Genomic DNA, 18,287 nt, shown 5'->3' with positions numbered 1-18,287 from the left:
TCATTCACGACAACAAAAGGCATAAATACGACTATTCCCCTACAGTGTGCAATCAGGACGACTCATCCGCCGCGAAGGGCACGCGTCATGAACCGCCTCGGTATCGAAAGCCCCCGCGGTCTCGTGGCCTTCGCCGCGCTGACCGGGTGTCTGGTGACCATGGCGGTGGCGGCGCTCACCGGGGCCGGAGGGGTCTTCGCGGCCGCCGGGCTGGCCGGATGCGGCTGCGAGCTGCTGCTGCACCGCACCGCACCGGGGCTGATGACCCGTCTGGGGCGGCTCCACATGGGCGCCACGTCACGCTTCGAGTTCCGCTGTGTGCTGCTGCTCCTGCTGCTCGGCCGACTCCATGTCACCGGGCCCATCGGACTGGCCGCGGCCATGACGCTGGTGCTGTGTCTGCTCGCCGGGCAGGCCCTGCACGCCGCGCTCACCACCCTCATCCGGCGGCGCCGCGCCCTCGCGGTCGCGGCCCGCAACATCGATCTGCGCCGACTGGACATCAGCGACCGGCCGCCCCGCAGACTCACCGAATGGCCCGGTCAGCGGATCCTGGTCTACGAGCTGTCCGCCCTGCTCGGGCTCACCGCGTCGCTGACGACCGGTGACGCCCGCTGGGTGGTGGCGGCGCTCACGCTCTCCGCCGGTTCCTCCCTGGTCACGGTGGTGGCGCTCGTTCCGTACCTGGTCCGGGCCGCCCGCCGGCTGCCCGGCGCCGCCGAGGTGCTGGCCGAGGTGGACGCCTGGCTGATCCGTCACCGCCCCCGCACGGTGCTGTACTTCTCCGGCCCGCGCGACCGGGATGACCAGGTCACCCGATGGCTGGGGCCGGTGGCCGCGCTGCCCACCCCGTCCCTGGTCATCCTGCGCGAACGGGAACTGCTGGAGGCCCTGGGGCCGACCCCGCTGCCGGTGCTGTGCGTGCCGAGCGCCGCCCATCTGGCGCAGCTGGACCTGAGCGGGGTGCGGGTGGCGCTCTACCCCGCCAACACCGGCCGGAACATCCACCTCCTGCGGATCCCCACCATGCAGCACGTCTTCCTGGCCCCCGGCGACGGCGACGAGACCGCCGCCGTCGATCCGTACAGCAAGGTCTACGACCAGGTGTGGGTCGCGGGCGAGGCGGGGCGCCGCCGCTATGCGCGGGCCGCGGTCGGTGTCGAGGAGGCCGACATCGTGGAGATCGGCCGCCCCCAGCTCGACGGCCTGCGCGTCACGGGAACCGGTCATGCCCCCGCGCCGACGCCCACGGTCACGCCCCTGCCCACCGTGCTGTACGCGCCCACCCGTGACCTCACGGCGGGTGAGCCGATCGTACGGGCCCTGCTGGAGAGCGAACGCCCGGTCCGGGTGCTCTACCGGCCGCATCCGCCCACCGGCCACCGCTCCCCCGAGGACCACGCCGCCCACCGCCGTATCGCCGCCCTGATCCAGGCCGCGAACGAGCGGCGCGCAGCGGAGGCCCTCGCCGCGAACGCCCTCGGCAGGGCCACCTTCGCCGCCGACGCCCTCAGCGCGGACGCCCTCGCCGCCGAAGCCCTCGGCGGGGACGCCGTAGCCCCGGACGCCTTCGGCGAAGAGCCCGACGACGCCCGGGCCCCGGATGCCGACGACCCGCACTCCGACACCCCGCGCACCGAGGCCCGCCGCGGCGAAGCCGCCCGCCTCCGCGCCGAGTTGACCAAGCGCATGGCCGCGCTCGACGCCCGGCTGCGCCGGGCGGACGCCGACGAGGCCATGCTCACCAGAGACCGCGCCGCACCCGATCCGGCTCTGCTCACCGAGGCCGAGGGGCTGCGCCGGGAGTGGCACCAGGCGCACTGGGCGGCCTCACCGCCCTGGCTCCACCAGGTGATCGAGGGCGACGCCCCCACCCTCCACTCCTGCTTCGACCAGGCGGATCTGCTGATCGGTGACCCCTCCGACGTGGTCGGCGACTTCCTCGCCACCCTCAAGCCGTACGCCCTCACCGTCCCGGAAGGGCTCGGCGAGGAGGAGTTCCGGCGGCGACACGTCACGGCCAGGGCGGCCTATCCGCTCGGTCCCGGGGCATCAGGAATGCAGAACCTCCTGCGCCCGCTCTTCGACCCCTCCCTCGACGAGCTGCGCACCGCCCGCCGCGAGGTGAAGGAGTTTCTCCTCGGCCCCGCCACACCACTGTCCATCCAGCGCTTCACCGACGCCGTCGACGCGCTCGCCGAGAAGGGAGAGGCGGTCGTCCGGCTGCGCGACCTCCACACGGCCTCGCCGCCCGGCGCCGGACGCTGGTCCATCACCCGGTAGCAAGACATCCCCCATGTTCGTCACGCGGTAACACGACATCCCCCACGTACGGCACCCGGGAACGCGATACCCCACATCTACGTCACCCCCGTAACACGACACCCCACATCTACGTCACCCGGTAGCAGCACTTCCCACACCCGGACCTCACCCCAGGCCCTCACCATGAGCTTCCACCCCCGGCCCCGTCCCCCGGCCCCGTCCCAGGAGCCCCCCACTCCCACGCCTCCTGAGCCCCCCGCACACCTTCCGGAGCCAGCATGCCGCGCAATCACCGCCCCGGCCCGCCTCCCCGTGTCAGCGTGATCGTCCCCGCCCGTGACGCCATGCCCGGAATCACCCGGGCCGTCACCTCCGCCATGGAGCAGACCCTCGGGCTCAGCCGCCTCGACATCATCGCCGTCGACGACGGATCCGCCGACGGCACCGCGGAGGAGCTGGACCGGCTCGCCGCCGACTGCCCCTCGCTGCATGTGGTCCGCGACCCCCACCCCTGCCGCGGCGGCGCCGGCGGCCCCCGCAACACCGGACTGGCCCGCGCCACCGGCGACTTCGTCTTCTTCCTGGACGCCGACGCCCGGCTCGCGCCCGACGCGCTGCGCCGGATGGTCGCGATGGCCGACCAGAACGGGACCGACGTGGTCCTGGGCAAGATGGTCTCCCCGGACGGGCGCGGCGTCCCCAAGGCGGTCTTCCGCCACAACCAGCTGCGCACCGACGTCCACAGCTCCCACGCCTACGCCAGCCTGGAGCCCTGCAAGCTGTTCCGCCGCTCCCTGATCGAGCGGCTGCGGCTGCGCTTCCCCGCCCACCTCCGCCACGGCGAGGGCAAGCCCTTCACCGCGGCCGCCTATCTCAACGCCTCCGGGATCTCCGTCGTCGCCGACTACGACTGCTACCACCTGGGCCCGAACCCGGGCCGCACCGCCCCCGGTCTCGCCGAACGCGTCGAGGCCATGCGGCCGCTGTTCGAGACCGCCGCCCGGCACACCCGGACCGGCACCCGCCGCGACGCGGTGATGCGCCACCACATCCGCCGCGAACTGTGCCCGGCCCTGCGCGCGCTGCCGCGCGAGGACGAGACCGAGGTCCGCGAGCGGTTCCTGCCCGAGCTGCGCCGCTGGGCGCTGGCCCACTGCTCCGACGCGCTCTTCCAAACCCTCACCGCGCCCGAGCGGCTGATGGTCCATCTGCTGCGCACCGGCCGCTTCGAGGATCTGCTGTCCGTCGTGCGCAACGCCAAACGGGACGCCCGGTGCGGCCATCTGGTCGAGAAGGGCAGCGTCTACTGGCTGCACCCCTTCTTCCGCGACCCCGACGCCGAGGTCCCCGACGCCTGCTTCGACGTCACCGACCGGCTGCCGGTCCGGCACCACCTCGCGGGCGCCGGCTGGCACGGCCGCAGCACCCTGCGGGTGCGCGGCCGGGCGGCCATCGACGGGCTGGCGGCCGACCCCGAGGAGGACCGCGCCGAGCTGGTGCTGCGCCGCCGCGAGGCGCGGGACGAGGTGCGGATCCCGGTGGACGCCACGGCGGAGGACCCCGCGCGGTTCGAGGCGGACGTGGACATCGCCACCGCCGACGGCGGCACACCGCTGCGCCCCGGCGTCTGGGACGTCTTCCTCGACGTCCGCGCGCAGGGCATCAGCCGCACCGTGCGGTTCGGCGGCCGCCATGACGACCTGCTCGACATCGGCACCGCGCGCCGGGTGGTGGCCGCCGGGCCCGGGCTGCGCGCCCGGGTCACGCCGTACTTCACCAGCCCGTACCGCAATCTCTCCCTCGATATCGGCCCGGCCCCGCGCGGGGCGCCCTGCGAGGTGACGGAGGCCGTGTGGCACCCGGCGGACAAGGGCACCCTCGTCGTCGCCGGACGGCTGCTGCCGCCCGGCACCCCGGCGCGCGGGCGGGTGCTGCGGCTGCGCGCCGAGCACACCGACGGACGGGTCCACGACCATCCGGTGCGGTTCGCCGCGGGGCATCCGGCGGGCGCCTTCACCGCCCGGCTGCCGGTGCGGGACCTGGGCCGCGGCCGGTGGACGGTGACGCTGGCCGTCGTCGCCCCCGGCGACGACGGCCAGGGACCGGGGCGCGCCGCGCCCGCCGCGGCCGTGCCGCCGCCCGCCCGGCTGCCCGGCGCCCGCTGGGTGCGGCGCGGCCGGCCGTACTACGCCAAGCCGCTCATGGGGCGCGGCGAGGTGACCCTGGAGCTGCGGGTGGCCCCGGTCCGGCTGCTCGCCGCCGTACGCAACCGGCTGGGCCTGAACTGACCGACGCCCGCGGCAGGTTGTTCCTCCCCTACCCGCCCCTTCCCGCGGCATCGATATGCGGCTCCGCCGCGTAGCGGCTTCGACCCCCGGACCCTGGGGTCTGGGGCGGAGCCCCAGTTGAGGGAAGGGGCGGGTAGGGGAAAGCTCAACATCCGGCTCCGCCGCGTGGTCCGCCGGACGTGGCCACGCTCACCCTCCCAGCCGCCGCCGCACCCCCGTGACGACCTTGATCGGAGCCACCTCCAGCCCCAGGGCGCGCGCCGGGCCCAGGGCCACCGGCTTGGCGTAGTACGGACGGCAGCCGAAGCGGAGCCAGCGGGTGGCGGCCAGCCGGTCGAAGTACGGCACGATCGCGGTGCGGCGCGGCGCGTCCTCCCCGGGCCCTTCCATGATCAGCGTCAGCGTCCAGCAGCCCGTGCCCAGACGGCCGATCGGCAGCCGGGCGGTGAAGACGTTCACGGAGCCGCCCTGCTCACCGCGCACCGGCACCTCGTGCACCGCGCCCGTCCCCGTCTCGGCGCGCAGCCGCAGCACCCCGCCGTCCCGCACCGCCTCCTCGGTCAGCCGCCCGCCGACCAGCAGCGTGCTGCGGGTGCGCCAGATGGTCCGGAGCACCTGGCAGGGCGGGTCGAGGGGATGGGCGACCTCGCCGACGTCGAGCGAGAGATTGCCGTACGGGGTGAAGTACGGCACCACCGTCACCGGACCCCGGGAGGTGGTGACGCGGCGCCGGGTGGGACGGGTGACCTCACCGCCCTCGCGGCGGTTGCCGAACCGCACCGTACGGCTGACGCCCTGGGCGCGGACGTCCAGGTAGATGTTCCACAGCCCCCGTTCCAGCGGGGCGCCGCCGTCCGCGGTGGCCGGGTCGATCTCGGCGGTGAAGCCCGCCATCTCGTACTGCCGCCCCTCCCCCGGCAGCGGATGGGCGGACAGGCACGGTGTGGTGGGCAGCCGGACCTCGGGGCGGTCGGCCCGGTACTTGCGCAGCACGATCTCGGTGGCCGGGTCGAGGGAGTCCACGTCCTCGACATACGCGTGCCCGGCCAGCCGCAGCACTCCGCCGTGCCAGCTCGCCGCCTCCAGGTGGTGCTGGACCGGCAGCCGGTCGGTGACGTCGAAGCAGATGTCGGGGACGGCGGCGGCGTGGTCGCGGAAGAAGGGGTGCAGCCAGTAGACCCGGCCCTTGTCGACGAGATGGCCGCGCCGCTCGTCCGCTCCGGCGTTCCGGGCCACGGTCAGCACATCGTCGAAGCGGTCGGCGCGCAGCAGATGGACCAGCAGCCGGTCGGGGGCGCCGAGCTGTTGGAAGAGGGCGTCGGTCACCCAGGTGCTCGCCCAGTGCCGGAACTCGGGGAAGAACCGCTCCCGTGCGTCCCGTTCGCTCTCGCGGGGCAGCAGGGCGCGCAGCGGACCGCACAGCTCCCACTCCACATGGCGGCGCATGATCTGGTCCCGGCGCGGGCCCGGCTCCAGATAGCGGGCCACGGTCTCGAAGCACAGCCGGGTGCCGTCCATGCGGTGGGCGAGGTCGGCGGCGGTGAGGGTGAGGTTGCTGCGGTTCTCGCGGTAGCGGACGTAGTAGCAGTCGTAGTCGGCGACCACCGAGATACCGGAGGCGTTGAGGTAGGCGGCCGCGGTGAACGGCTTGTCCTCGCAGTTGCGGTAGGGCGGGAAGCGCAGCCGCAGCCGCTCGATGAGGGAGCGGCGGAACAGCTTCCACGGGCCCAGGGTCAGATAGGCGTGGGAGGAGAAGATGTCCGTACGGGGCTGATTGCGCTGGAAGACGGCCCGGGGCACGGCCCGTCCGCCCACCGAGGCGATCTTGCCGAGGACGATGTCGGTGCCGTGGGCGTCGGCCATGGCGACCATGCGGCGCAGCGCGTCCGGGCCCAGGTAGTCGTCGGAGTCGAGGAAGAAGACGAAGTCGCCCCGGGCCTGGTCAAGGCCGGTGTTGCGGGGGACGCCCGCACAGCCGGAGTTCTCCTGGTGGACGACGTGGAGCGCGGGGCAGGTGCGGGCGAGCCGCTCCAGCTCCTCGCCGGTGCCGTCGGTCGAGCCGTCGTCCACCGCGATGATCTCGACCCGGTCCTGGCCCAGGGTCTGGTCCATCGCGGAGGTGACCGCCCGGGTCAGCTCCGGCAGGGCGTTGTAGGCGGGGATGATCACACTGACACGAGGTCGGGACAGAGCGGGCATGACGGCCTCCTGACGCCGGGCTCTCGACGGGCTCTCGACGGGTCGGGGTCGGGGTCACACGGCGGGTCGGGGTCACACGGAGGGTCGGGGTCACACGGCGGGGATCGGGGACACACCGCGGAACGGGGACGCACGGCGGGCCGGGGACGCACGGCGGCCCGCCGGACCGCGCGGCGGATCGGTCACTCGGCGGATCGGTCACTCGGCGGTGAGGACGCCGCCGCGCGGCCCGGCCGGGGCGCTGTCCGCCAGTGGCCGCGTCCGTGGCGTGGAGACGAGCGGGAGCGTGATGTCCTGGCCCAGCATCAGGGCCCGTACCACCCGCTCGGCCGCGTGGCCGTCGTCGAACCGGCAGAAGCGGGCCCGGAAGGCGGTCCGCAGCGCGGTCGCGGCCGCGTCGCACCAGCGGCCCTCGCGGAAGACCTCGACCAGTTCCCGCTCGCTGCGGGCGACGGCCCCCGGGGTCTCGCCGGGGGATCCCGACAGCAGGTCGAAGTAGACGCCGCGGGAGGAGCGGTAGATGTCCCAGTCGTCGGCGTAGATCACGACGGGCCGGTCCAGCACGGCGTAGTCGAACATCATCGACGAGTAGTCGGTGATCAGCGCGTCGGCCGCCAGGCACAGCTCCTCCACCGACCGGTGGCGCGAGACGTCGATCACCGGCCCGGCCTGCTGGAGCCGGGCCAGCTCGTCGTCCGGCCGGTAGGAGTAGTGGGCCCGCACCAGCAGCGTGGTCTCCGGGCCGAGTTCGCGGCTGAGCCGCTCCAGGTCCAGCCGGGGCGTGAACCCCTTCTGGTAGTCGCGGAGGGTGGGCGCGTAGAGGAGCGCGGTGTTCCCGGCCGGGATTCCCAACTCCTCACGGATCCGCCGGATGTCGTCCTCGGTCGCGGTGAAGAAGACGTCATTGCGCGGATATCCGTACTCCAGCAGCCGGTACTCCGCGGGGTAGACCCGCTCCCAGATCTGGCTGGAGTGCGGATTGGAGGAGAGGGCGAAGTCCCAGCGGTCGATGCGCTTGAGCAGATTGCCGAAGCTCATCCCGCCCGCGGCGGCGGGATAGCGCTGCTGGTCCAGGCCCATGCATTTGAGCGGGGTGCCGTGGAAGGTCTGCAGATGCACCGTGCCCGGCCGCTTCACCACCTCATTGGGGAAGTTGACGTTGTTGATGAGGTATTTCGCGCGGGCCACCGTGCGGTAGAAGTCGCGGGTGCCGGTGACGACGTAGTCGACGCCTTCCGGAAGGGTCTCGATCTCCGACTTCTTGACCGCCCACACCCCGTGGATCTCCGGCGCCAGCTCCCGCGCCTTCTCGTAGATCGCCCCCGGATTGCACAGCACCCCCCGGCCCCAGTACGCGGAGTAGACGGCCAGCTGGGGGTCGACGGACCGCTGCCGGTGCAGCCGGTACAGGCCCCGCTTGGCGCGCGCCGCCAGCGGCGGCCGGACGGTCCGGCGCAGCTTGCGGGCCCCGGCGGCCGCCCGTACGGCCAGTTCGTGCTCGCGGTAGCGGAGGAAGGAGCCGGACGCCAGCGCCTCGAAGCGCCAACGGCCCTCGACGGGCGGGGTGAACCCGGCCGGGAGATGGGCGCGGTACCACTCGGCGGCCCGGGCGAAGAAGCGCGGCCGGTCCACCGCAGCCACCCGGGACGTCCGGTCCAGACAGAACAGGAAATGCGATACGGCCCGCTCGAAGAGCAGCGGGCGCAGCGGATCCAGATGCGGCCGGTCGTCGAGGAAGTCGAAGAGCCGGGCGTACTGCTGGAAGATGATGAAGTGCTTCTCGCCGGGGCTTCCCGTACTGGCCCCGACCCGCCGCTGCCGGTATTCCAGGCCCACCAGGTCCACACAGGCTATTCGGCGCGCGGTGAGCATCGTCTTGTACGAGAGCAGGGCGTCCTCGTAGATGCCCTCGCTGAACGCGAAGCCGTGGCGGGTGTAGAAATCCCGGTGGTAGACGCGATTGGACGACATCGCGAACAGCCGTAGGAATTCCGGGCGTTCGACGGCGGAGAAGACATCGGTGCCCGCCGAGGCCAGCAGTTCCCCGAAGAGGCTGGGGGCCCGGCGCTCCGACCAGTAGGTGCGTACGTGGTTGAAGTAGAGGATCTCCGGGTCGTTGGTGAGGGCGAGCCGGTCGGCGAGGCCCTGGAGGGTGCCCGGGGCGAGGGTGTCATCCCCGTCCAGGAAGAGCAGATAGTCCCCGCTCGCCCGCTCCACCCCGGCGTTACGGGCCCGGCCGGGCCCGGAGTTGACCCGCTGGTGCACGGGCACGACCCGGCTGTCGCGCGCCGCGTACGCGTCGATGACCGCGCCGCAGTGGTCCGGTGAGCGGTCGTCCACGGCGACCACTTCGAGGTCGGGATACGACTGCGTGAGCACGGAGTCCAGGCAGGCGCTCAGATAGCCCTGGACGCGATAGGCGGCGATGACGATGGTGAAGCGGGGCATAAGGCTCCTCGGGACGCGGTGGCGGTTCGAGGCGCGAAGCACTCACTGACCACCCACGCTAGGTGGGTTCGTCCCGGTATGCCCGCTCGGTCGTTGGAGGGGCGCCCAAGCGGGTGACAAACGCCCCCGGCGGACATGAAGTCCACCGGGGGCGCGTCGAGCCGAAGCGGGATGTCGTCAGCTGTGGGTGCGCAGCAGCGTCCGCATCGTCCGCATCGCGACCGACAGATTGGCCAGGTCGAAGGTCTCCGACGACTGGATCTCATCGAGCGTGGTGCGGGCCCGCTGCAGGAGCGCGGCGTTCTTCTCCTCCCACGCCTTGAAGCGCTGCTCGGGCGTGGAACCGCCGTTGCCCACCGACAGCACATCGGCGGTCAGGGCGGCCTGGGCCGCGTACAGGTCCTCGCGGATGGAGACCCGGGCCATGGACTGCCACCGGTCCGCGCGCGGCAGCTCGATGATCCGGTCCATCAGCTGGCTGATCCGCAGCCGGTCGGCCAGGTCGTAGTAGACCTCGGCGACCGCCAGCGGCTCCTTGCCGGTGCGGTCCGCGATGGCGACGATGTCCAGGGTCGGGAAGGCCGAGGAGAAGCCCGCCACCCGGGTGGCCAGGTCCTCCGGGACGCCCGCCGCGGTGATCTCGTCGTAGATCCGCTGGTACCACTCGATGTCGGAGCCGCGCAGCAGCTTCGGCATCTGGGCCCGGACCGCGGCGACCCGCTCACCGAAGAAGTCGATGGTCTCGGCGAGCTCCAGCGGCTGCGGCCGGTTGTTCAGCAGCCAGCGGGTGCCGCGCTCGACCAGCCGCCGCGAGTGCAGCCGCATCCTGGTCTGGATGTCGGCGTCGACGACCGTGTCCAGCGCCTCGACCTCGTCCCACACCTGGTTCAGCTCGAAGATCGCACGGGCCGCGGTCTGGGCGCGCACGACCTCCTCGGTCGAGGCCCCGGTCTCCTCCCGCATCCGGTGCAGGAAGGTCGACCCGGCGGTGTTGACGGTGTCGTTGACCAGCACCGTGGTGATGATCTCGCGCCGCAGGGCGTGGCCGTCGATGTACTCGGGGAACCGCTGCCGCAGCGCCTGCGGGAAGTACGCGTGCAGCAGCCGCTGGAGGTACGGATCGTCGGGCAGCCCGGTGGTGATCAGCTCATCGGCCACCGTGATCTTGACGTAGGCCAGCAGCACGGCCAGCTCGGGCTGGGTCAGACCGCGCCCGGCGGAGAGCCGCTCGCGGATCTGGCGGTCGGTGGGCAGGAACTCCAGCGCCCGGTCCAGCCGCCCCTCGCGGCCCAGGCGGCGCATCAGCCGCTGATGGGCGTGGAGCAGGCTGGAGGACTGGACGACGGAGTTGGCCAGCGCCACGTTCTGCGCGTAGTTGTTGCGCAGCACCAGCGCGCCGACCTCGTCGGTCATCTCGGCGAGCAGCTTGTTGCGCTGCTTGAGGGTGAGGTCGCCCTCGGTGACCAGCGCGTTGAGCAGGATCTTGATGTTCACCTCGTGGTCGGAGGTGTCCACACCGGCGCTGTTGTCGATCGCGTCGGTGTTGATCCGGCCGCCGTTGGAGGCGAACTCGATCCGGCCGAGCTGGGTCAGACCCAGGTTGCCGCCCTCGCCGACGACCTTGACCCGCAGATCCTGGCCGTCCACCCGGATCGCGTCATTGGCCTTGTCGCCCACATCGCCGTGCGACTCGGTGGACGCCTTGACGTAGGTGCCGATGCCGCCGTTCCACAGCAGGTCCACCGGGGCCTTGAGGATCGTCTTCATCAGATCGGCCGGGGTCATCTTGGCGACCCGCTTCTCGATCCCGAGCGCGGCCCGCACCTGCGGGGTGATCGGGATGGCCTTGGCCGTACGGGGGTGGATGCCGCCGCCCGCCGACAGCAGTTCGGCGTCGTAGTCCTCCCACGAGGAGCGCGGCAGCTCGAACAGGCGGCGGCGCTCGGCGTAGGAGGTGGCCGCGTCCGGGTTGGGGTCCAGGAAGATGTGCCGGTGGTCGAAGGCCGCGATCAGCCGGATGTTCTCGCTCAGCAGCATCCCGTTGCCGAACACGTCACCGGACATGTCGCCGACGCCCACGACCGTGAAGTCCTGGTTCTGGGTGTCATGGCCCAGCTCGCGGAAGTGGCGCTTGACCGACTCCCAGGCGCCGCGGGCGGTGATGCCCATGCCCTTGTGGTCGTATCCGGCGGAGCCGCCGGAGGCGAAGGCGTCCCCGAGCCAGAAGCCGTACGCCTGCGCCACGTCGTTGGCGATGTCGGAGAAGGTCGCGGTGCCCTTGTCGGCGGCGACGACGAGATAGGTGTCGTCCCCGTCGTGGCGGACCACGTCCTTCGGCGGCTCGACCTGCCCGGCGACCAGGTTGTCGGTGATGTCGAGCAGACCGGAGATGAAGGTCTTGTAGCAGGCGATGCCCTCGGCCATCCAGGCGTCGCGGTCCACGGACGGGTCCGGCAGCCGCTTGCCGACGAAGCCGCCCTTGGCGCCCACCGGCACGATGACCGTGTTCTTCACCATCTGCGCCTTGACCAGGCCCAGGATCTCGGTGCGGAAGTCCTCACGCCGGTCGGACCAGCGCAGACCCCCGCGCGCGACCTTGCCGAACCGCAGGTGCACACCCTCGACCCGCGGCGAGTAGACCCAGATCTCGTACGCCGGGCGGGGCGCGGGCAGATCCGGCACGGCCTGCGGGTCCAGCTTGATCGACAGGTAGTCGTGCGGCCTGCCGTCCCCGTTCATCTGGAAGTGATTGGTCCGGAGCGTGGCCTTGATCAGGGTCAGGAAGGAGCGCAGGATGCGGTCCTCGTCCAGCGAGGCCACCTGGTCCAGCGCCGCGTCCAGCTCCTCCAGCAGGGCGTCGGTCAGCTCCAGCCCCGCCCGCTGCCGCTCCGGCGACATCCGCGCCTCGAAGAGCGAGACCAGCAGCCGGGTGGTGTGCACATTGTTACGGAGGGTGTCCTCCATGTACGACTGGCTGAAGGTGGAACCGGCCTGCCGCAGGTACTTGGCGTAGGCCCGCAGCACCATCGCCTGCCGCCAGTCAAGACCCGCGCCCAGCACCAGCTGGTTGAAGTCGTCGCTCTCGGCCTGGCCGGTCCACACCGCGGCGAACGCGTTCTGGAAGCGCTCACGGGCGTCGTCGGCGAGCGCCTCGCCCTCGCGCAGCGGCAGCCGCAGCCCGAAGTCGTAGATCCAGGCAGTGGTCTTGTCCGAGCAGCGCAGCTCGTACGGGCGCTCGTCCACCACCTCGACGCCGAGGGTGTTGAGCACCGGGAGCACCGCGGACAGCGAGATCTGGGCCCCGGCCCGGTAGATCTTGAAGCGGCGTTCCGCGTGGGCCGCGCCCACCGGCTCGTAGAGGCTGAGCGCGAAGTCCTTCTCCCCGTCCTTCAGCCGCTCCAGGTGCTGGAGGTCGGCGACGGCGCCGCGCGGGGTGTGGTCCGCCTTGTAGCCCTCGGGGAAGGCGTTCTGGTAGCGGCGGAGCAGCTCGGCGGCGCGCTCCTCGCCGACCTCGGAGACCAGCGCGTCGGTGAAGCCGTCGGCCCAGGAGCGGGCGGCCTCGATCAGCCGGCTCTCGATCCGCTCCACATCGGAGTCGGTGAGGTCGGGCAGCTCGGTGCCCGGCTGGACGCGGACCACGAAGTGCAGCCGGGAGAGCACCGATTCCGTGTGCAGGGCGGTGAAGTCGACCGGTGGACGGCCGCTCAGCTCCTCCAGCAGGATGTCGGTCAGCCGCAGCCGCACATCGGTGGTGAAACGATCGCGCGGAAGGTAGACCAGCGCGGAGTAGTAGCGCCCGTACTCGTCCTGGCGCAGGAACATCCGCAGCCGGCGGCGCTCCTGGAGGTAGAGCACGCTGGTGGCGATCGAGCGGAGCTGGTCGACCGGGGTCTGGAACAGCTCGTCGCGCGGGTAGGTCTCCAGGATCTGCAGCAGGTCACGGCCGTCGTGGCTGTTGGCCCGGAAGCCCGCGCCCGCGAGCACCTCGTCGACCTTGCGGCGGATCACCGGCACCCGGCGCACCGACTCGGTGTACGCGGCGGACGAGAACAGCCCCAGGAAGCGGCGCTCACCGGTGACATTGCCCTCGGCGTCGAACTTCTTCACGCCGATGTAGTCGAGGTACGAGGGGCGGTGGACGGTGGCGCGGCTGTTCGCCTTGGTCAGCACCAGCAGCTTGCGCTCGCGCGCCTTGGCGCGGGCGTCGGCCGGCAGCCGGTTGAAGGCCTGGGACACCGGAGTGCCGGGGCCCGCGTGGGCGCTCTCGTCGGTGTCCTTGTGCTGCGGGTCGGAACGCAGGATGCCGAGGCCCGTGCCGGGCACCGCGGTCAGCGCGTCCTCCTCGCCACCGGCCTCGGTGGGGACCTGCGTCAGCTCGTACTCACGGAAGCCGATGAAGGTGAAGTGGTCGTCCGCGAGCCAGCGCAGCAGCTCACGGGCCTCCTCCACCTCCTCCTCGCGGACCTCGGCGGCCTTCGGCTCGTCCGGCAGGCCCTCGGCGATGCGCAGCGCGGAGTCGCGCATCTTCTCCCAGTCCTCGACGGCCTCGCGGACATCGGACAGGACGCGCATCAGATCGGCGGTGATCTGCTTCAGATCGCCGCGGTCGGTCTCGCGGTCGGTCTCGACATGGATCCAGGACTCCACGACCGCGTCATGCGGAAGCTTCTTCCGGTTCTTCCGGGACGGGCCGTCCGGGGAGACATCGAGCAGCTCGATCAGCTTGCCGGTGATGTCACGGCGCACGATCACCTGCGGGTGGATCACGACATGGATGCCGCGCCCCTGGCGGGTGAGCTCATTGGTGACCGAGTCGACCAGGAACGGCATGTCGTCGGTGACCACCTCGACCACGGAGTGGCTGCAGGTCCAGCCGTGCTCCTCGACGGTCGGGGTGTGCACCCGGACGTTCGCCGTGCCCTGTGGGCGCACCTCGGCGAGCCGGTAGTGGGAGAGCGCCGCCCCGAAGACATCGACCGGGTCCCGGTCGGCAAGGTCCTCTGGCGGCGTGTGCAGGTAGTAGTGCTGGAGGTATGCGGTCAGGGTCTCCGGTCCTGGGCCCTGCACCGGTTGCCCCCCGGCAGGGCTGTTCTCAGCGACCCGGGCGGCCCGTTCGAGCAACTCGGCCTTGGCTTCGTCCAGCTTGGTCTGCATGTCCTCTGGCTCCTGTCGCGCGCCGTTGCGTGACATCGATGGCGGTGGCATGACGCCGCGACGCGAAAAATCCGGTCGTGAACGACGGTATGCCGGATCGGGAAATGGCCGGGGTGTACTCGGCCGTAAGTGACCAAGACCCCACGCGCCACGGGTCAGCGGCGGCTCGGGCCCGGCCCTGGTGGGGCGCCGGGCGCGGAGCGAGGGCCTCGTTGCCCTCACGGACTATCGCGCTGATCACGCAGTAAGGCTATCGCTCCTCCCCAGGGGGCCGTCATGAGCCGTTCGTGTACAAAACCGGGCCCTGAAGTTTGACGAAATGGACAGCGACCGGGAGGGGCGCACGGGCCGATGATGCGCCGCTCATGCCCCCTTGGCAAAGCGTGGACGCGGATGCACCGTGATCTGGACGGTGGTAAGCACGGTGGTAGGCGTGGACCTGGAGGTGCGTGGCATGGCTGCGAAGATCCTGCTGGTGACCGGCGACGCGGCCGAATCGCTGGAGGTGCTCTACCCGTACCAGCGGCTGCGCGAGGAGGGGTACGAGGTCCATATCGCGGCCCCGAGCCGCAAGACGCTGCGCCTGGTGGTCCATGACTTCGAGGAGGGCTTCGACACCTACACCGAGAAGCCGGGCTATACGATCCCCGCCGACCTGGCCTTTTCCGAGGTGGACCCCGGGCAGTACACCGCCCTGGTGATCCCGGGCGGCCGGGCCCCGGAGTATCTGCGGAACGACCCCGAACTGCGCAAGATCTGCAAGGCGTTCTTCGACGCGGACAAACCGGTGGCGCAGATCTGCCACGGCCCGCTGCTGACGGCGGCCGTGGGCGGCCTGAGCGGGCGGCGGGTCACCGCGTATCCGGCGCTGGAGCCGGACATGCAGGCGGCGGGGGCGGACTACCAGGACGCGGAAGTCGTGGTCGACGGCACACTGATCTCGTCGCGCGCGTGGCCGGACCATCCGGCGTGGATGCGGGAGTTCCTGGCGGCGCTGCGGTCGAAGGCACCGGTGGTGTGAGGGCGGTGCGGGCTGGGGGCACCCGCCTGTGAGGGCGATGCGGCCCCGGGGGCACCCGTCCGTGAGGGCGGTGGCCCCGAGGAGCACTCGTCCGTGAGGGCGGTGGCCCCGAGGAGCACTCGTCCGTGAGGGCGGTGGCCCCGAGGAGCACGGGGCACCCGGCTCACTCGTCGGCCATGCGCTCGGCCTCCCGTACGGCCTCCTCGAGCGTGTCCACGACCGGCACCCCCGCCGCCTCCAGGCTGGCCCGGCTGTGCGAACCGCCCGTGTAGAGCACGGCCCGCGCCCCCACGTGCCGCGCCGCCACCGCGTCGTCCAGGGCGTCCCCGATCACCACCATCCGCTGCGGCGCCACCCCTTCGAGCACGGCGATATGGCGCATCATCTGCTCGGCCTTGCCGGTGTTGCTCTGACCCGTGCGGCCGTCCACCCGGACGAAATGGCGCTCGATACCATGCGTCCGCACCAGGGGGAGCAGATACTCATGCGGGGCCAGTGAACACAGCGACTGGGTGAGACCCGCCTCCTGCCACTCGGTGAGCAGCTGCCGGGCGCCGATCGCCAGCCCGGCGGACTCGGCCAGCGCCCAGTAGTGCCGGTGGAACGCCTCGTCCATGACCGCCCACTCCTCGTCGGAGGGCAGCCGCCCCATCAGCCGCTCGTAGAAAAGGGGCACCGGGACGCAGTACAGGTCGCGATAGCGCTCGATGGTGATCGGCGGCAGCCCGATCTCCTGGAACGAGGCGTTCGTCGCCGAGATCACGGCGTCGATGTCGTGGAGCAGCGTGCCGTTCCAGTCCCAGACGAGGTGCGTCACGTGGTTCTTCCCCATTCCACGACCGTACCCGGAGGGTCGGACAGCGGGCATCACTCGATCAGATTGGGGATCTCCTGGGTGGCGTACCAGAGCAGTTCGTGGTCCTCGGCGCCGTCCACGGTGAACTGCGCGTCGTCGTCACCGAGGTCCGCCGCGCCGAGCGCGTCGGCGGCCGCGGCGATGTCCCGCTCGGCATCGTCGGCGTCCAGGTGCACGGCGGCGGCCTTCGCGAGCGGTATGGCGGCCTTGATCCGCACCTCACCCAGCGCGGACTGGTCCAGCCCCCGGTCCGGATCGGCGACCGCCTGCCCGTCGGGCACATCCACGGCCACCACGACCCGGCGGCGGGGCGCCCGGGGGTCGACGGCGAGCAGCCGCAGTGACGCCTGCGCGGCCCGGCTCAGCGCCGCGTACTCCAGCTCCTCGATGTCGTCGGACACATACCACTCGCGGAGCGCTGGGGTGACCGCGTAGGCGGTCAGCGGCGTCGGCCCCAGTTGGCCCTCCTTGTGCGCCTCGGCGAGACCGGAGAGGGTCAGGGGGACGTAGACGCGCATGGCTGCCGCTTTCATCAGAGACCAATAGGCCCCCAGCATACGATTCGCCCGTCCCCGCGCCCGAGCCTTCCGCGAAGGGCCGGTGGTCCCCTTTCGGGGGACAGGTGCCGACGGGGCCGTACGAAGACGGGATCGCGCCGCGCTCGAGCCGATGACCGGGACCGACGATCCGCCGTATGCCCCGAATAGGTGAACCGCGACGCCGACCGCGGCCGCGGCTCAGGCGCATTGCGGACCCCGAAAACGCGCCGATAGAAGACTCTCCGACGAAAGCTACCGCCCGGTATTCGACCGGGCCGGAGAGAACGGGGCGAGCGACATGAGTGAGGGCGTCCGGGCGACGGACCGGTCCACGAACCGGGCCACCACGGCCGGGGAGGCCGTACGACGGCGCGGTGGCAGCGGGCCGGGGCGAAGCGGCCCGCCCGGCCGCAGAGACCCCCGCCGCCCCCGCACCACCCCCACAACAACGGCACCCCGCACAACGACGGCACCGCCCACGACGACGGCACCCCAGGCGGCCCGCACGACAGCCGCGACGCCCACGGACGCACCACCCCGGACACCCCGCACAACAGCCGCACCGCCCACGACGACGGCACCACGCAGCACCACACCGCCGCCGCCGACCACACCGCCTGCCCCGGCCGCACCGCCCACGACGGCCGCCCCGGGCATCCCCGCCCCGGGCATCACCACACCGCCCGCCCCGGCCGCGCACCGCACCGCCCCCGCGTTCCGCGCCGCGGCCGTATCGCGGTCAGCGGCGGCCGCCGCGGCGTGGCGGGAGCGGGATCGGCTGCCGCGCTACTGGTTCGCCAACCGGCTGGTGCTCACCCTCAGCGGCCAGCGCCCCGTCCACACCCTCCTCGGGCACGCCCTCCCGGCCGCCTACGACCAGCTGATCGAGCTCGCCCCGCGCGCGCCGCTGCGCCCCGCCGGAGAACGGGCCACAGCGCCCCTGGTGCGGCGCTGTGGCGAGTACCAGCCCCGGCATGGGGTGATCGAGGCGTTCGCCCGGATTGCCTCCGGAGACCGGCTCACAGCGCTCGCGTTCCGGCTCGAACTCGGCGCCGACGCCCGCTGGCGCTGCGCCGCGATCGACCTCGGCCCACTCGCCCAGGCGGTGTCCGACGGGGCGTGATGCCTGCGTCGGGCTGCTCCCCCGCCCCGCCCCTCGGCGGAGCCGCATACCGATGCTGCGGGAAGGGGCGGCGGGGAGCCAATCCAGCCCGTCCAGGGGGCAACTCCCAGCGGTAGCTGGGGGAGTTTGAGGAGCGGGGTCCAGCGGCGGCGCCCCGCCGGGGCCCGGGGCCGGGCCCCGGTTTCGGGAAGGGGCGGGTAGGGGACAGCTCCGCCGGACGCCCACGCCCACGCCCACGCCCACGCCCACGCCCACGCCCACGCCCACGCCCACGCCCACGCCCACGCCCACGCCCACGCCCACGCCCACGCCCACGCCCACGCCCACGCCCACGCCCACAACCACAACCACAACCACAACCACAACCACAACGCGCCGGGCCGGGGTGCCACGC

At 72.2% G+C, this 18,287-nt stretch carries 9 protein-coding genes; 4 read left to right on the top strand and 5 right to left on the bottom strand.

Going from position 1 to position 18,287, the window contains the following annotated elements; translation table 11 throughout:
* The first annotated feature begins 87 nt into the window (after window positions 1-87).
* Both LIV37_RS30105 and LIV37_RS30100 read left to right on the top strand, forming a co-directional pair.
* Window positions 88-2,283: a hypothetical protein gene (locus LIV37_RS30105; protein ID WP_020870860.1), complete on the top strand. Its 2,196-nt coding sequence runs from the start codon at window positions 88-90 to the stop codon at window positions 2,281-2,283.
* A 260-nt stretch (window positions 2,284-2,543) separates the two neighbouring features.
* Window positions 2,544-4,553: a glycosyltransferase gene (locus LIV37_RS30100; RefSeq protein WP_121824338.1), complete on the top strand. Its 2,010-nt coding sequence runs from the start codon at window positions 2,544-2,546 to the stop codon at window positions 4,551-4,553.
* Between the two features lie 189 nt (window positions 4,554-4,742).
* Here LIV37_RS30100 and LIV37_RS30095 read toward each other — a convergent pair whose 3' ends face one another.
* From LIV37_RS30095 to LIV37_RS30085, 3 genes are all read right to left on the bottom strand, one after another.
* The gene (locus LIV37_RS30095) at window positions 4,743-6,752 is read right to left on the bottom strand and encodes a glycosyltransferase family 2 protein (RefSeq protein ID WP_020870858.1); all 2,010 of its coding nucleotides are present in this window, start codon (window positions 6,750-6,752) and stop codon (window positions 4,743-4,745) included.
* A gap of 198 nt (window positions 6,753-6,950) precedes the next feature.
* Window positions 6,951-9,200, bottom strand: coding sequence for a bifunctional glycosyltransferase/CDP-glycerol:glycerophosphate glycerophosphotransferase (locus tag LIV37_RS30090; RefSeq protein WP_020870857.1), 2,250 nt, complete (start codon window positions 9,198-9,200; stop codon window positions 6,951-6,953).
* Between the two features lie 177 nt (window positions 9,201-9,377).
* The gene (locus LIV37_RS30085; protein WP_020870856.1) at window positions 9,378-14,354 is read right to left on the bottom strand and encodes an NAD-glutamate dehydrogenase; all 4,977 of its coding nucleotides are present in this window, start codon (window positions 14,352-14,354) and stop codon (window positions 9,378-9,380) included.
* A gap of 454 nt (window positions 14,355-14,808) precedes the next feature.
* Between LIV37_RS30085 and LIV37_RS30080 the strand changes: the two genes are divergently transcribed.
* Entirely contained in the window at window positions 14,809-15,375 is a 567-nt protein-coding gene (locus LIV37_RS30080) for a DJ-1/PfpI family protein (protein ID WP_044581853.1), read from the top strand.
* A gap of 163 nt (window positions 15,376-15,538) precedes the next feature.
* Here LIV37_RS30080 and LIV37_RS30075 read toward each other — a convergent pair whose 3' ends face one another.
* The gene (locus LIV37_RS30075) at window positions 15,539-16,207 is read right to left on the bottom strand and encodes an HAD family hydrolase (protein WP_020870854.1); all 669 of its coding nucleotides are present in this window, start codon (window positions 16,205-16,207) and stop codon (window positions 15,539-15,541) included.
* A 35-nt stretch (window positions 16,208-16,242) separates the two neighbouring features.
* On the bottom strand, window positions 16,243-16,749 hold the full coding sequence (locus tag LIV37_RS30070) for a DUF6912 family protein (RefSeq protein WP_020870853.1): 507 nt from the start codon (window positions 16,747-16,749) through the stop codon (window positions 16,243-16,245).
* 319 nt (window positions 16,750-17,068) lie between these two features.
* Between LIV37_RS30070 and LIV37_RS30065 the strand changes: the two genes are divergently transcribed.
* On the top strand, window positions 17,069-17,893 hold the full coding sequence (locus tag LIV37_RS30065; RefSeq protein ID WP_243146140.1) for an Rv3235 family protein: 825 nt from the start codon (window positions 17,069-17,071) through the stop codon (window positions 17,891-17,893).
* Window positions 17,894-18,287 lie beyond the last annotated feature (394 nt).

It is taken from the genome of Streptomyces rapamycinicus NRRL 5491 (assembly GCF_024298965.1).
Lineage (GTDB): Bacteria > Actinomycetota > Actinomycetes > Streptomycetales > Streptomycetaceae > Streptomyces > Streptomyces rapamycinicus.
Note: the sequence above shows the minus strand (reverse complement) of the source record. Positions and strands in the feature narration are given on the sequence as shown.